Annotated in this window: 12 protein-coding genes; 9 read left to right on the forward strand and 3 right to left on the reverse strand. The window is 66.3% G+C overall.

The genetic code is table 11. The features are described from left to right. Window positions 1-6: 6 nt before the first annotated feature. From paaX to HHL15_RS00775, 3 genes are all read right to left on the reverse strand, one after another. Window positions 7-957 (reverse strand): phenylacetic acid degradation operon negative regulatory protein PaaX, encoded by a 951-nt coding sequence (gene paaX / locus HHL15_RS00765; protein ID WP_328824971.1) that lies wholly within the window; start codon window positions 955-957, stop codon window positions 7-9. Between the two features lie 278 nt (window positions 958-1235). After that, window positions 1236-2285, reverse strand: coding sequence for a 2Fe-2S iron-sulfur cluster-binding protein (locus tag HHL15_RS00770; RefSeq protein WP_169143908.1), 1050 nt, complete (start codon window positions 2283-2285; stop codon window positions 1236-1238). Window positions 2286-2353: 68 nt separating this feature from the next. Then, window positions 2354-3382, reverse strand: coding sequence for a hypothetical protein (locus tag HHL15_RS00775; protein WP_169143909.1), 1029 nt, complete (start codon window positions 3380-3382; stop codon window positions 2354-2356). A gap of 346 nt (window positions 3383-3728) precedes the next feature. Between HHL15_RS00775 and paaN the strand changes: the two genes are divergently transcribed. From paaN to HHL15_RS00820, 9 genes are read left to right on the forward strand one after another with little or no spacing between them, the layout of a single operon-like run. Continuing rightward, the gene (gene paaN, locus HHL15_RS00780) at window positions 3729-5396 is read left to right on the forward strand and encodes a phenylacetic acid degradation protein PaaN (protein WP_169143910.1); all 1668 of its coding nucleotides are present in this window, start codon (window positions 3729-3731) and stop codon (window positions 5394-5396) included. 9 nt (window positions 5397-5405) lie between these two features. Continuing rightward, window positions 5406-6203 carry a 2-(1,2-epoxy-1,2-dihydrophenyl)acetyl-CoA isomerase PaaG gene (gene paaG, locus HHL15_RS00785; protein WP_169143911.1) on the forward strand — a complete coding sequence of 266 codons (798 nt, stop codon included), beginning with the start codon at window positions 5406-5408 and terminating at the stop codon, window positions 6201-6203. A gap of 56 nt (window positions 6204-6259) precedes the next feature. Next, window positions 6260-7735: a 3-hydroxyacyl-CoA dehydrogenase PaaH gene (paaH, locus tag HHL15_RS00790; protein ID WP_408065714.1), complete on the forward strand. Its 1476-nt coding sequence runs from the start codon at window positions 6260-6262 to the stop codon at window positions 7733-7735. After that, complete coding sequence (paaI, locus tag HHL15_RS00795) at window positions 7725-8186, forward strand: hydroxyphenylacetyl-CoA thioesterase PaaI (RefSeq protein WP_169143913.1); 462 nt, start codon at window positions 7725-7727, stop codon at window positions 8184-8186. Before paaH ends, paaI begins: the two co-directional genes overlap by 11 nt. A gap of 44 nt (window positions 8187-8230) precedes the next feature. Continuing rightward, on the forward strand, window positions 8231-9556 hold the full coding sequence (paaK, locus tag HHL15_RS00800; protein WP_169143914.1) for a phenylacetate--CoA ligase PaaK: 1326 nt from the start codon (window positions 8231-8233) through the stop codon (window positions 9554-9556). 22 nt (window positions 9557-9578) lie between these two features. After that, entirely contained in the window at window positions 9579-10784 is a 1206-nt protein-coding gene (gene pcaF, locus HHL15_RS00805) for a 3-oxoadipyl-CoA thiolase (RefSeq protein WP_169143915.1), read from the forward strand. 27 nt (window positions 10785-10811) lie between these two features. Further along, window positions 10812-11957: an ABC transporter substrate-binding protein gene (locus HHL15_RS00810; RefSeq protein WP_169143916.1), complete on the forward strand. Its 1146-nt coding sequence runs from the start codon at window positions 10812-10814 to the stop codon at window positions 11955-11957. A 51-nt stretch (window positions 11958-12008) separates the two neighbouring features. Next, complete coding sequence (locus HHL15_RS00815) at window positions 12009-12782, forward strand: enoyl-CoA hydratase (RefSeq protein ID WP_169143917.1); 774 nt, start codon at window positions 12009-12011, stop codon at window positions 12780-12782. An 8-nt stretch (window positions 12783-12790) separates the two neighbouring features. Then, window positions 12791-13582, forward strand: a complete 792-nt coding sequence (locus HHL15_RS00820; RefSeq protein WP_169143918.1) for an enoyl-CoA hydratase/isomerase family protein — start codon at window positions 12791-12793, stop codon at window positions 13580-13582. The last annotated feature ends 69 nt before the right edge of the window (window positions 13583-13651 follow it).

Below are 13651 nucleotides of genomic sequence, written 5' to 3' on the forward strand. Positions count from 1 at the left end.
AGGGCTTCAGGCCACCTGGGCCAGGGGGTCGGCTTCGCGGAAGCGTTCGAGCAGGAAGGGTGCGGCTTCGGGGGTTTGTCCGCTGGCCAGCTGCAGGTGGCTGTCGAGGTGGCGCTCGGAAGGCGCCAGCAGGCGCCGGTAGAGCTCCTTGCACAGCACCCGCGCCTGCTGGCCCGGCCAGTCGGCGGAGAGCAGCACGTCGGGGAGCTCCGGATCGCGCAGCAGCAGGCGGCGATAGTCGTGGATCAGCAGGATGCGCAGCAGGAAGGTGCTCTCGTCGTCGATCTGGTCCTGGCCGTCGCGCAGCTGGTCCAGAACCGGCTGGTAGCGATCGACGAATTCCGAATACACCCCGGCCAGACGTTCCAGGTTCCAGGCCCCGTGCACCATCTCGATGTCGCTGGCGGCGCCGCCTAGCTGCGCGTCGGCGGCCATCAGGGGCTTGAGCTTGCCCAGCACTTCGGCCAGGCCTTCGGCGATCAGGGCGTCGAAGGCCGCCCGCAGGTCGGCGCTGGGATGCACGAAGCAGTCACCGCCGAGGCTGCCGAAGCCCTGCCAGAACAGTGCCCGGCGCAGGGCGTCACGCTGTTTCGCGGTGAGCTCGCCGGCTGCGATGATGAGGCGCCAGCGGCGGTCCCACTGGGGCGCAGTGGAGGCATAGATGTGGCGGGAGGCTTCCTCGAAGCGGCGCTGGCCGGCAGGGGTGAGCAGGTAGTCGGTGCGCCGGCCGGATGGCTCGGAACGCAGCCACTCTTCCTTGGCCAGGCGGAACACGGAAGTACGGATCAGGCGCTCGTTGAGCTCCAGGGGTTCGAGCAGGCGGATCAGGCTGCCGAGCCAGATGCGGCTGCCCCGCGGCATGATGGCATCGCCGAAAACGGAGATGATCAGGGAGCCGGCCTGGACACGGCCCTGCTGGCGGAACTCGTCGAGGCGTTTCTGGAGGGGCGGAAGCACTTGCGGGGCCGTATGGCTGCAACAAAGCCTGGATTTTAGCGGCTCGCCATCAGTTTTGGGGATTTCGGGCTTCGGCGGGAATTGGAGGCGCCATGCAGGGGCGGCTTCAGAGCGGCGCAAAATCTGCCGGTTCAAGCTTTTTGGGGGGGGGGCTGTCAGCTCTTTGTGTTCGAAGCTGGGGGGGCCTTTACTGGTTGGCTTTCCGTTCAACGCAAAACAAAGGAAGGCCGACCAGATAAAGGCACGAGCAGGCGGCTGAAGCAGCCCCTGCACGAGCATTACAGCGTGAGCAGGTGCGCCGCATCCGGCACCACGGGCTGCTGCTGGGCGAAGAAGCCTTCGGTGTGGATCAGCTCTGGCCGGGCGCCCAGGGAGTTGACGGTGGCGACGCAGCTGTCCACGAAGGCTGGGCTGCCGGCGGCGAAGATGGTGTGCTTCGACACATCGGGAAAGAGCCCGGGCAATACCGCATCGACGCGTCCACCAAGATAGCCATCGCGTTCTTCGCGGGTCAGGGTGATCTTGTAGTCGAAGTTGCGATGCTTGGTCCGCCACCAGGCGAGCAGGCCGCGGCCATATACATCGGCCTCGCTGCGTGCCGAGATCAGGATGGTGACCGGCTTGCGGAAGCCGCGCCGCAGCGCCGCCTCGGTGAGGGCCAGGATGGGGGCCAGGCCGGTGCCGGCGGCGAGGCACAGGACCGGGGTGTCCACGCCGGGATCGCCGATGAAGGTGCCGTAGGCGCCGGAGACCTTGACGCTCTCGCCGATCGCCAGGCTGTCATGGACCCAGGCGCTGGTCACGCCGTCGTCGGCGCGGGCCACCTGCAGCACCAGCTCGCCGTCAGGCCGGGGGGCGTTGGAGATGGAATAGGCGCGGGCCGGGATGCCGGCGCGGGGATTGCCGATGGTCACATACTGGCCGGGCCAGTAGCGGATCGGCTGGCCGACCGGGCGCAGGCGCAGCTCGACCACCCGCTCGGCGACGCTGCGCTTGTCTGTGACCACGAAGAGGGCGTCCTCCCGCGGCGGGAAGAGCTTGGGCCTGGCGTCCTCGGTGCCCCATTCGATGCTCAGTTCGTCGGAGATCGGCTTGGCCATGCACATCAGGCCGTAGCCCTGGCGGCGTTCGTCCTGGGACAAGGCCATGTCGAGGACCATGCCCTGGTCGAACTGGCCGGCGGTGACCTTGACCTTGCATTCGCCACAGGCGCCGGCGCGGCAGTTGTTGGGCAGCGCGTAGCCTGCCTTTTCGAGGGCCATCAGCACGGTGTCGCCATAGGCGCACTCCACCGACTTGCCCGAGGGTTGCATGATGATGCGGGCCATTGAAGATTCCTGTCAGGTTGGGGTCGTTTTCAGCGGGGCAGGGGCGGGCACGCCCCTGCGGTCCTGCGTCAGAACACCGGGATGATGTCTTCCATGTCCAGGTCGCTGACTTCCTGGCCGGTGATGCCCACTTCAGGGATGGCGGGGAAGGGGATGTTGTAGCGGTCGAGGACGCCCTTCAGGTTGATCATGGCGTTCTTCCAGTTCTGCAGCTTGGCCTCGTAGGTGGGGATGCCGAAGCCGGCGCCGCGGGCCACTTCCTCGGCCTCACGCTGGTTGCCGATGAAGTCTTCCGGCAGGTCCCAGAACTCCATCGGCGGCTCGAACAGCACGGCGGACAGGAACAGGTAGCCGGCGCGGATCTGCTTGGTGACGATGGCCTTGGTTTCTTCCTTGAGGCCCGGGTAGTCGCGCTCCATCACCGCCATGCAGATCGCCATGTGGCGGCCTTCGTCGCGGCCGATGTTCTTGAAGCCTTCCTTGAACACCGCTTCGCGGGAGTTCTCGTACATCTGCTTGAAGATGGTGGCGGCGGCGATCTCGCCCATCAGGAAGGAGCTGAACAGCACGGCCAGGTCGTACTTGGGCACGGCCTGCTTGTAGCCGGTCCAATAGCGGCCGCCATTGAAATACAGCCAGCGCACGTTCTTCTGCAGGCGCTTGCCGAGCTCGGTCTTGGGCTCGTAGGTCAGCGGGTCCGGGTGGCCGAGCAGCCTGGTGATGGCCAGGCCGCACATGATTTCGTGGTTCTGTTCGTCGCGGGTCACCGAGAAGAAGCACTTGCGTACCGGATCTTCCTCGTGGACCTCATAGGTCTTGATCAGGGCTTCGGCAAACACCGGGGGGGCGGAGGCGTCGAAGACCGACAGCAGGCTCCACCAGTAGGCGATGGATTCGCGCTCTTCCCAGGTGTAGCTGTCCAGGTCCAGGGTGTCCCAGGGCAGCTTTTCAGGGTCCCAGTTCTCGCGCAGGGAGGCTTCCCAGACTTCCTGCAGCTTCTTCGTCTTGCTGTTCCAGGACAGGGGATAGATGTTGGGCTGCGGGGTTTCCGGCGGGAACTCCATCTTGTCGGCAAAACGTTCCTTGTGGCTGGCCATGTGACTCCTCCTTTGGTTGATCCGTCTGAATGCGGCTGGCGTGCAAACCCATACGGTTTGTGTGGTCAATCATGATACAAAATAAACGTTGTGGTCAACAATTTTGTATCGTTTGTGTTTTTGAGAGGTGTGCGGATTTTCCGCTGTGCACCATGAGTTTTTCTCTAAAACAGCCAATAAAATTATTTAACTTGTTGTTTTTATTGGTTTTGAAAATGGTAAACAAATTCCTCATAAAGAAATTTTCTGCAAACCTAGCAGAAATATTTGATACCAAGCATTGACATAGATCAGATGAATTTGTAACGTTTGCTCCAGTAGAACAAACCCAACCGGAGACAGACGCATGACGCATCCCCTGTTCGAAAAGCACCGTGCAACCCTGGAAGGCGCCCTGGGTGCCATCGCTACCCGCTCCTACTGGTCGGCCTTCCCGGAAATGCCCAGTCCCAAGCTCTATGGCGAGACCGCGCCGGACGACGGCAAGCGCGCCTTCGAGGCGCACCTGGGCAAGCAGTTCGAACTGGGTCAGCCGGGGCAGAGCGGCTGGCATGGCGGCGAAGCCTCGCCCTATGGCATCGAACTGGGCGTGAGCTACCCCGTGTGTGATCCGGAAGTCCTGATCGCTGCCGGCCTCGAGGCCATGAAGGGCTGGCAGGCTGTGGGGGCCGATGGCCGCACCGGTATCTGCCTCGAGATCCTCGACCGCCTCAACAAGCAGAGCTTCGAGCTGGCCCACTCGGTGATGATGACCACCGGTCAGGGCTGGATGATGGCCTTCCAGGCCGGCGCCCCCCACGCCCAGGACCGCGGCCTCGAGGCCGTCGCCTATGCCTGGCGCGAGCAGAGCTTCGTGCCCGCCGAGACCGTCTGGGAGAAGCCCCAGGGCAAGAACCCGCCGCTGGTCATGAAGAAGCACTTCCAGATCGTCGGGCGCGGCATCGGCCTGGTGATCGGCTGCGGCACCTTCCCGACCTGGAACACCTATCCGGGCCTCTTCGCGGCGCTGTCCACCGGCAACGCAGTGATCGTCAAGCCCCACAGCAACGCCATCCTGCCGGCTGCCATCACCGTGCGCACCATCCGCGCCGTGCTGGCCGAGAACGGCATCGACCCCAACCTGGTCAGCCTGTGCGTCACCGACAAGCGCGCCACCACCCAGGCCCTGGCCACCCACCCGGCGGTCAAGTCGGTGGATTTCACCGGTGGCAACGTGTTCGGCCAGTGGCTGATCGACAACAGCCGCCAGGCCCAGGTGTATGCCGAGCTGGCCGGCGTGAACAACATCGTCATCGACTCCACCGACAGCTACAAGGCGATGCTGGGCAACCTGGCCTTCACCCTGTCCCTGTACTCGGGCCAGATGTGCACCACCTCCCAGGCCCTCTTCGTGCCGGCGGGCGGCATCCAGACCGAGGACGGTCCGAAGAGCTATGACGAGTTCTGCGCCGACTTGGCCAAGGCCATCGAGCGCTTCCTGTCCAAGCCCGAAGTGGCCCATGCCGTGCTGGGGGCGATCCAGTCCGCCGATACTGCAGAGCGCATTGAGCTGGCCAACAGTGGCACCCTGGGCAAGGTCGTGCTGGCCTCCACGGCCCTCGACAACCCCGAGTTCCCGGCCGCCAAGGTGCGCACTCCGGTGCTGCTGGCCTGCGATGCCACCGACGAGAAGGCCTACATGGAAGAGCGCTTCGGCCCGATCAGCTTCATCGTCAAGGTGGCCGACACCGCCGCCGGCATCGCCCTGTCCGAGCGCGTGGTGAGCACTCACGGTGCCCTGACCGCCGGCGTCTATTCCACCAGGCAGGACGTCATCGACGCGATGACCGAAGCCACCTGGCGAAGCAAGGTCGCCCTGTCGATCAACCTGACCAGCGGCGTCTTCGTCAATCAGTCGGCGGCCTTCTCCGACTACCACGGCACCGGCGGCAACCCGGCGGCCAACGCGTCCTACGCCGACTCGGCCTTCGTCGCCAACCGTTTCCGCGTCATCCAGCGCCGTTACCACGCCTGAGGACCCGCCATGAACTACAAGAACATCCTCTTCACGGTGGAGGCGGGCGTCGCTCGCCTGACCCTCAACCGCCCCGACAAGCTCAACAGCTTCACCGGCGAGATGCACGCCGAGCTGCGTGAGGCCCTCGACACCGTCCAGGCCGACACTTCGATCCGCGTGCTGGTCCTCACCGGCGCCGGTCGTGCCTTCTGTGCTGGCCAGGATCTGGCCGACCCGGACATGGCCCGCACGCCCAGCGGCGGCATGCCGGACATCGGCAACGTGGTCGAGAAGAACTACAAGCCGTTGGTGCTGCGCCTGCAGAACCTGCGGGTCCCCACCATCGCCGCGGTGAACGGCATTGCCGCCGGTGCGGGGGCCAGCGTGGCCCTGGCCTGCGACCTGGTGGTGGCCAGCAAGTCCGCCTCCTTCCTGCAGGCCTTCAGCAAGATCGGCCTGGTGCCCGACACCGGCGGCACCTGGTTCCTGCCCCAGCGCGTCGGCATGGCCCGCGCCATGGGTCTGGCCCTGCTGGCTGACAAGCTGCCCGCCGAGAAGGCCGCCGACTGGGGCCTGATCTGGGCCGCCTACGACGATGCCGAATTTGCCGCCAAGGTCGACGCCATGGCCACCCAGCTGGCCAGCATGCCCACCAAGGCCCTGGTGCGGACCCGCCAGGCCATGCACGCCGCGCCGGGCCACACCCTGGAGCAGCAGCTCTCCTTCGAAGGCGGCTTCATGCGCGAACTGGGCTGGAGCCCGGATTACGCCGAAGGCGTGGCGGCCTTCATGGAAAAGCGCGCGCCGAAGTTCACCGGGGAATGAACGTGAGCCAGGCCCTTTCTACCCAATCCGTCATCGCCGTGGTCGGCACCGGGGCCATGGGCGCCGGTATCGCCCAGGTGGCCGCTGCTGCCGGGCACGTGGTCAAGCTCCTCGACAACCGTCCGGAAGCCGCAGCCAAGGCGGTTGCCGGCATCCAGGCCCAGTTCGCCAAGCTCGCCGACAAGGGCAAGATGAGCCAGGAGGCCGCTCAGGCCGCCGGTGCCCGCCTGGTCGCCGTCGAGCAGCTCGCCGACCTGGCCGATGCCGCCCTGGTGGTCGAAGCCATCGTCGAGAACCTCGAGGCCAAGCAGAAGCTCTACCGCGACCTGGAAGACATCGTCGCGGCCGATTGCATCTTCGGCACCAACACCTCGTCCATCTCCGTCACCGCCATCGGTGCCGCACTGAAGCGCCCGGAGCGCCTGGCCGGCCTGCACTTCTTCAACCCGGCGCCGCTGATGGCCCTGGTGGAGATCGTCTCCGGTCTGGCCACCGACAAGGCGGTCGCCGACACCCTGTTCGCCAGTGCGGCGGCCTGGGGCAAGACGCCGGTGCACACCCGCTCCACGCCGGGCTTCATCGTCAACCGGGTGGCCCGGCCGTATTACGCCGAGGCCCTGCGCATCCTCAATGAGGGCGGCGCCGACTGCGCCACCCTCGACGCGGTGATGCGCGAGGCCGGCGGCTTCCGCATGGGGCCCTTCGAGCTGATGGACATGATCGGCCACGACGTGAACTTCGCCGTGACACGCTCGGTGTGGAACGCCTTCTTCAACGACCAGCGCTTCACCCCGTCGCTGATCCAGCAGGAGCTGGTGGATGCCGGCTTCTTCGGCCGCAAGAGCGGCCGCGGTTTCTACGACTACCGGGAAGGGGCCGAGAAGCCCCAGCCGAAGAGCGTGGTGGCCCAGACCGCACCGCTCGGCATCCTGCTCTTCGGTGAATCCGCCGCCGCGCTGGCCATCGCCGATCGTCTGCACGAGCGTGGTGTCGCTTATACCTGGGGCGATACCGGTGATGAGCGCATCGCCCAGGCCGGGGAGGCGGTGATCTACCTGACCGACGGGCGTACCGCCACCCAGCGGGCGGCGGAGAGCGGTGTGGCCAACACGGTGCTGATCGACCTGGCCCTCGACTACGCCACCGCCACGCGCATTGCCATCAGTGCCGCCCAGGGCTGCTTTGCACCGGCCATGGGGGCTGCCGTGGGCTTGCTGCAGGCGGCCGGCTTCACCGTCTCGCGCCTGGGTGATGTGCCCGGCCTGGCCGTGATGCGCACCGTTGCCATGCTCGCCAACGAAGCCGCCGACGCGGTGAACCAGGGGGTCTGCGATGCCCCGGGTGCCGACTCGGCGATGCGCCTTGGTGTCAATTACCCCCGTGGCCCGCTGGCCTGGGCCGACCTGGCCGGGCTGCCGCGGATCTGCCGGGTGCTGGCCAACCTCGCCCAGTATTACGGCGAGGACCGCTACCGGGTGTCGCCGCTGATCCAGCAGCAGGTTTTCGCAGGAAAGAAGATCCATGACCGCTGATACCGCCATCCCCACCGATCCCCAGGCCCTGGCCGAGGCCGTGGCCGAAACCATGTGGGCCCGCGACCGGGCCGCCAACGCACTGGGCATGCGCATCGACGAGGTGCGCCAGGGCTATGCCCGCCTGTCCATGCCGGTACGCGGCGATATGGTCAATGGCCATCACATCTGCCACGGCGGCCTGATCTTCTCGCTGGCCGACACGGCCTTTGCCTACGCCTGCAACAGCTACAACAAGAATACGGTGGCCTCCGCCTGCAACATCGACTTCCTGGCCCCGGGCCGGGAAGGCGACACCCTCAGCGCCGAAGCCATCGAAATGTCCGCCTCCGGCCGCACCGGTGTCTATGACGTCACCGTGCGCGACAGCGCCGGCAAGGCCATCGCCCTGTTCCGGGGCAAGAGCTACCGAATCTCCGGCGAAGTGATCGCCGGTCTGGCTGCCGCCTGAGCGCCCGGCAGCCTTCATCGAACAACACGGAGAGGAGACCCCACATGACCGCCAAGCAAGCCCAGCCGAGCGAACTCGATCCCATCGAGACCGCCAGCCGTGACGAAATTTCCGCCCTGCAGCTCGACCGCCTGAAGTGGTCGGTGCGCCACACCTACGACAACGTCGAGCCCTACCGCAAGAAGTGCGTCGAGAAGGGTGTGCACCCGGATGACCTGAAGTCCCTGGCCGACCTGGCCAAGTTCCCCTTCATGACCAAGTCCGATCTGCGCGACCACTACCCGTTTGGCTTGTTTGCCGTGCCGCGCAACAAGCTGGCCCGCCTGCATGCCTCGTCCGGCACCACCGGCAAGTCGGTCGTCGTCGGCTACACCAAGAACGACCTGAACAACTGGGCCGACGTGGTGGCCCGTTCGATCCGCGCCGCCGGCGGCCGGGCCGGTGACATGGTCCATGTGGCCTACGGCTACGGCATGTTCACCGGCGGCCTGGGCGCCCACTACGGTGTCGAGCGCGCCGGCTGCTGCGCCGTGCCCATGTCCGGCGGCCAGACCGAGAAGCAGGTCCAGCAGATCATGGACTTCAAGCCCGAGATCATCATGGTCACCCCGTCCTACTCCCTGGTGATCGCCGAGGAGTTCGAGCGCCTCGGCATCAAGCCCGAGGAGATCTCCCTGAAGGTCGGCATCTTCGGTGCCGAACCGTGGGGGCAGGGCATGCGCGCCGAGATCGAGCGCAAGCTGGGCATCGACGCCATCGACATCTACGGCCTCACCGAGGTGATGGGCCCCGGCGTGGCCTGCGAGTGCATCGAGACCAAGGACGGCCCGGTGATCTGGGAAGACCACTTCTACCCCGAGATCATCGACCCGGACACCGGCGAAGTGCTGCCGGACGGCGAGGAGGGCGAACTGGTGTTCACCTCCCTGACCAAGGAGGCCTTCCCGGTCATCCGCTACCGCACCCGCGACCTGACCCGCCTGCTGGCGCCGACCTCCCGTTCCTTCCGGCGCATGGACAAGATCGTCGGCCGCTCCGACGACATGCTCATCGTGCGCGGCGTGAATGTCTTCCCGACCCAGATCGAGGAGCAGATCCTGCGCGAGCCGCGCCTCACCGGCAACTACCAGATCGTGCTGACCCGCGACGGCCACCTGGACAACGTGGAAGTGCGCTGCGAACTGCAGCGCGAACTCAGCGGCAAGCTCGGGCGCGGGACCGTCGAGGAGATCGCCCGCAGCGTTGCCGGCCACATCAAGACCATCATCGGCATTTCCACCAAGGTCAATGTGATGGACTTCGACAGCATCCCGCGCACCCAGACCGGCAAGGCCCGCCGCGTGATCGATCAGCGTCCGAAGCAACTGTAAGCGTCGCAAAGGAAAGAACATCATGACTGAAGCATTCATCTGCGACGCCATCCGTACCCCCATCGGCCGCTACGGCGGCACCCTGGCCGCGGTGCGGCCCGACGACCTCGGCGCGGTGCCGCTCAAGGCGCTGATGACCCGCAACCCCCAGGTGGACTGGGCGGCGGTCGAGGACATCATCTACGGCTGCGCCAACCAGGCCGGCGAGGACAACCGCAACGTCGCGCGCATGTCGGGCCTGCTGGCCGGTCTGCCGATCGACGTGCCGGGCACCACCGTCAATCGCCTGTGCGGCTCCGGCATGGACGCGGTCGGCCTGGCCGCCCGCTCCATCAAGTCCGGCGAAACCGAGCTGATGATCGCCGGCGGCGTGGAGAGCATGTCCCGTGCGCCCTTCGTGATGGGCAAGGCGGAGTCCGCCTTCTCCCGCCAGGCCGCCATCTACGACACCACCATCGGCTGGCGCTTCGTCAACCCGCTGATGAAGAAGCTCTACGAAGTCCATTCCATGCCGCAGACCGCGGACAACGTGGCCGCCGACTTCGGCATCTCCCGCGCCGACCAGGATGCCTTCGCCCTGCGCTCGCAGCAGCGCTGGGCGGCGGCCAACGAGGCTGGCCGCTTTGCCGACGAGCTGGTGCCGGTGGAGATCCCTCGCAAGAAGGGTGATCCCATCCTCTTCACCACCGACGAGCATCCCCGCCCGGAAACCACCCTGGAGATGCTGGCCAAGCTGAAGGGCGTCAATGGCCCCGAGCTGAGCGTCACCGCCGGCAACGCGTCCGGCGTCAATGACGGTGCCTGTGCGCTGCTGCTGGCCTCCGGGGCCGCCGCCGGCAAGTACGGCCTGACGCCCAGGGCCCGCGTGGTGGCCATGGCTACCGCCGGCGTGCCGCCGCGCATCATGGGCTTCGGCCCGGCGCCGGCCGTGCGCAAGGTGCTGGCCAAGGCCGGCCTGAGCCTGGCCCAGATGGACGTGATCGAGCTCAATGAAGCCTTCGCTGCCCAGGCACTGGCGGTGTTGCGCGACCTGGGCCTGCCCGATGACGGCGCCCACGTGAATCCCAACGGCGGCGCCATCGCCATGGGCCACCCGCTGGGCATGAGCGGTGCCCGCCTGGTCACCGCAGCGGCCTACGAGCTGCACCGCCGTGGCGGGCGTTACGCCCTGTGCACCATGTGCATCGGGGTGGGGCAAGGCATCGCCATGATCATCGAACGAGTTTGAAGCACAACCATAAAAAGGAGACGACCCATGAAAAGCCTCATGAAGAAATTCGCAGTCGGCGCCATGCTGGCCCTCGGCAGCCTCGCGGCGGCAGCCAATGAACCGATCAAGATCGGTTCGGTGCTGTCCGTCACCGGCCCGGCCGCCTTCCTTGGCGACCCGGAACTGAAGACCCTGCAGCTCTACGTGGAGGATCTCAACAAGAAGGGCGGGGTGCTCGGCCGCCAGCTGCAGCTGGTGCATTACGACGACGGCAGCGACGCCAATAAGGCCAACGGCTTCGCCAAGCGCCTGCTGGACGACGACAAGGTGGACATCCTGATCGGCGGCACCACCACCGGCGCCACCATGTCCATGGTGCCCCTGGCCGAGAAGTCGGGCACGCCCTTCATCTCCCTGGCCGGCGCCGTGGTGATCATCGAGCCGGTCAAGAAGTGGGTCTTCAAGACGCCCCACACCGACCGCATGGCCGCCGAGAAGGTCTTCGAGGACATGAAGAAGCGTGGCCTGAGCAAGGTGGCCCTGCTCTCCGAGACCAGCGGTTTCGGCCAGTCTGGCAAGAAGGAAACCGAGGCGGTGGCCGGCAAGTACGGCATCACCCTGGTGGCCAACGAGACCTATGGCCCCAAGGACACCGACATGAGCCCGCAGCTCACCAAGATCAAGACCACCCCGGGCGTCCAGGCGGTCTTCGTGTTCGGCCTGGGCCAGGGCCCGGCGATCGTCACCAAGAACTACAAGCAGCTCGGCATCACGCTGCCCCTGTACCAGTCCCACGGGGTGGCCTCGGATGAGTTCCTGAAGCTCGCCGGCCCGGCCGCCGAAGGCGTGCGCCTGCCGTCGCCGGCCCAGCTGATCCCCGAGAAGCTGCCCGCCGGTGATCCGCAGAAGCCCGTCGTGACCGCCTACGACAAGGCCTACAAGGAGCGCTACAAGCAGGACGTGTCCACCTTCGGCGGCTACGCCTACGACGGCCTGATGCTCGCCGTGGATGCCATGAAGCGCGCCGGCAGCACCGACAAGGCCAAGGTCCGTGACGCCATCGAAGCCACCAAGGGCTACATCGGTTCCAGCGGCAAGGTGAACATGTCGGCCACCGACCACATGGGCCTCGACCTGTCCTCCTTCCGCATGCTGGAAGTGAAGGGCGGCGACTGGACGATCTCCCAGTAAGCATCCAACGATAAAGGCGTCCGCCCGCCCGGCGGGCGCCCGGAGAACAGCATGAGCCAACTGGTTATCAGCGAAGTCCACGATAAGGTCGGTCTGATCCGCATCAACCGTCCCGAGGCCCTCAACGCCCTCAACAACGAGGTCGTCGATGGCATCGGTGCCGCCATCGACGCCTTCGAGGCGGACGAGAACATCGGCTGCATCGTCCTGACGGGCAGCGAGAAGGCCTTCGCCGCGGGAGCCGACATCGGCTTCATGAAGGACTTCGACTACATGCATGCCTACAAGACGGACTTCATCACCCGCAACTGGGAGCGCATCAAGACCGCCCGCAAGCCGGTGATCGCCGCGGTGTCCGGCTTCGCCCTCGGTGGTGGCTGCGAGATGGCGATGATGTGCGACATGATCTTCGCCTCCGACACCGCCCGCTTCGGCCAGCCGGAGATCCGCCTGGGCACCATGCCCGGGGCCGGCGGCACCCAGCGCCTGCCGCGTGCCGTGGGCAAGGCCAAGGCCATGGACCTGTGTCTCACCGCCCGCATGATGGACGCCACCGAAGCCGAAAAGGCCGGCCTGGTGGCCCGCGTGATTCCGGCCGAGCGCCTGCTCGAGGAGACCCTCGAGGCGGCCCGCATCATTGCCGGGTACTCGCTGCCGGTGGTCATGATGATCAAGGAGTCTGTGAACCGTGCCTTCGAGAGCAGCCTCAACGAAGGCCTGCTGTTTGAGCGCCGGGTCTTCCATTCGGCCTTCGCCCTCGAAGACCAGAAGGAAGGAATGGCTGCCTTCGTCGAGAAGCGCAAGCCGGCCTTCAAGAACCGTTGAGAGCGGCCATGAGCACGACTTACGCAACCCTCGAGATCGAGCGCAAGGGCTCCGTGGCCACCCTCTGGATGAACCGTCCCGAGGTTCTCAACGCCTTCAATGAAGAGCTGATCCGCGACCTGGCCGGCGCCTGTGCCGAACTGGACGCCGACGACTCCGTGCGGGTGGTGGTGCTGGCCGGCCGCGGCAAGCATTTCTCCGCGGGCGCCGACCTCAACTGGATGCAGCGCGCCTCGGGCTACAGCGAGGCCGAGAACCTGGCCGATGCCCGCATCTTCGCCAGCATGCTGCAGGCCCTGTCAGGCATGTCCAAGCCCACCATCGCTCGCATCCAGGGCGCTGCGCTGGGCGGCGGAACCGGCCTGGCGGCGGCCTGCGACATGGCGGTGGCTGCCGACAACGCGGTGTTCTCCACCTCGGAAGTGAAGTTCGGAATCATCCCGGCGGTGATCAGCCCCTATGTGCTGCGGGCCATCGGTCCGCGCCACGCCCTGCGTTACTTCCAGAGCGCCGAGCGGATCGACGCGGAGCAGGCCCGGGCGATCGGCCTGGTCAACGAAGTGGTCGCCCTCGATCAGCTCGATGCCGGTGTCGCCAGCATCGTCGAGCCCCTGCTGGCCGGCGGCCCCAAGGCCCAGCAGGCGGCCAAGCAGCTCATCGCGGCAGTCGCCGGCAAGCCCATCGATGCCGCGGTGGCAGAAGAGACGGCAACCCGGATTGCCCGCCAGCGGGCCACCGACGAAGCGAAGGACGGCATTTCTGCCTTCCTCGAGAAACGTCCCCCGGCCTGGCTGGCCTGAGGCCGGCACGACCCCCATAACCGAATCCCGGCTCCGCCCCCCGGCGGGCCGGTCAAAGGAAGGAGAGAG

Source organism: Zoogloea dura, assembly GCF_012927165.1.
GTDB classification, from domain to species: Bacteria; Pseudomonadota; Gammaproteobacteria; order Burkholderiales; family Rhodocyclaceae; genus Zoogloea; species Zoogloea dura.

What these genes read in the sequence shown, in the direction of transcription:
- HHL15_RS00770 (WP_169143908.1), bottom strand. Translation starts at nt 2,285, where the DNA reads ATGGCCCGCATCATCATGCAACCCTCGGGCAAGTCGGTGGAGTGCGCC.
- HHL15_RS00775 (WP_169143909.1), bottom strand. Translation starts at nt 3,382, where the DNA reads ATGGCCAGCCACAAGGAACGTTTTGCCGACAAGATGGAGTTCCCGCCG.
- paaN (WP_169143910.1), top strand. Translation starts at nt 3,729, where the DNA reads ATGACGCATCCCCTGTTCGAAAAGCACCGTGCAACCCTGGAAGGCGCC.
- paaG (WP_169143911.1), top strand. Translation starts at nt 5,406, where the DNA reads ATGAACTACAAGAACATCCTCTTCACGGTGGAGGCGGGCGTCGCTCGC.
- paaH (WP_408065714.1), top strand. Translation starts at nt 6,260, where the DNA reads ATGGGCGCCGGTATCGCCCAGGTGGCCGCTGCTGCCGGGCACGTGGTC.
- paaI (WP_169143913.1), top strand. Translation starts at nt 7,725, where the DNA reads ATGACCGCTGATACCGCCATCCCCACCGATCCCCAGGCCCTGGCCGAG.
- paaK (WP_169143914.1), top strand. Translation starts at nt 8,231, where the DNA reads ATGACCGCCAAGCAAGCCCAGCCGAGCGAACTCGATCCCATCGAGACC.
- pcaF (WP_169143915.1), top strand. Translation starts at nt 9,579, where the DNA reads ATGACTGAAGCATTCATCTGCGACGCCATCCGTACCCCCATCGGCCGC.
- HHL15_RS00810 (WP_169143916.1), top strand. Translation starts at nt 10,812, where the DNA reads ATGAAAAGCCTCATGAAGAAATTCGCAGTCGGCGCCATGCTGGCCCTC.
- HHL15_RS00815 (WP_169143917.1), top strand. Translation starts at nt 12,009, where the DNA reads ATGAGCCAACTGGTTATCAGCGAAGTCCACGATAAGGTCGGTCTGATC.
- HHL15_RS00820 (WP_169143918.1), top strand. Translation starts at nt 12,791, where the DNA reads ATGAGCACGACTTACGCAACCCTCGAGATCGAGCGCAAGGGCTCCGTG.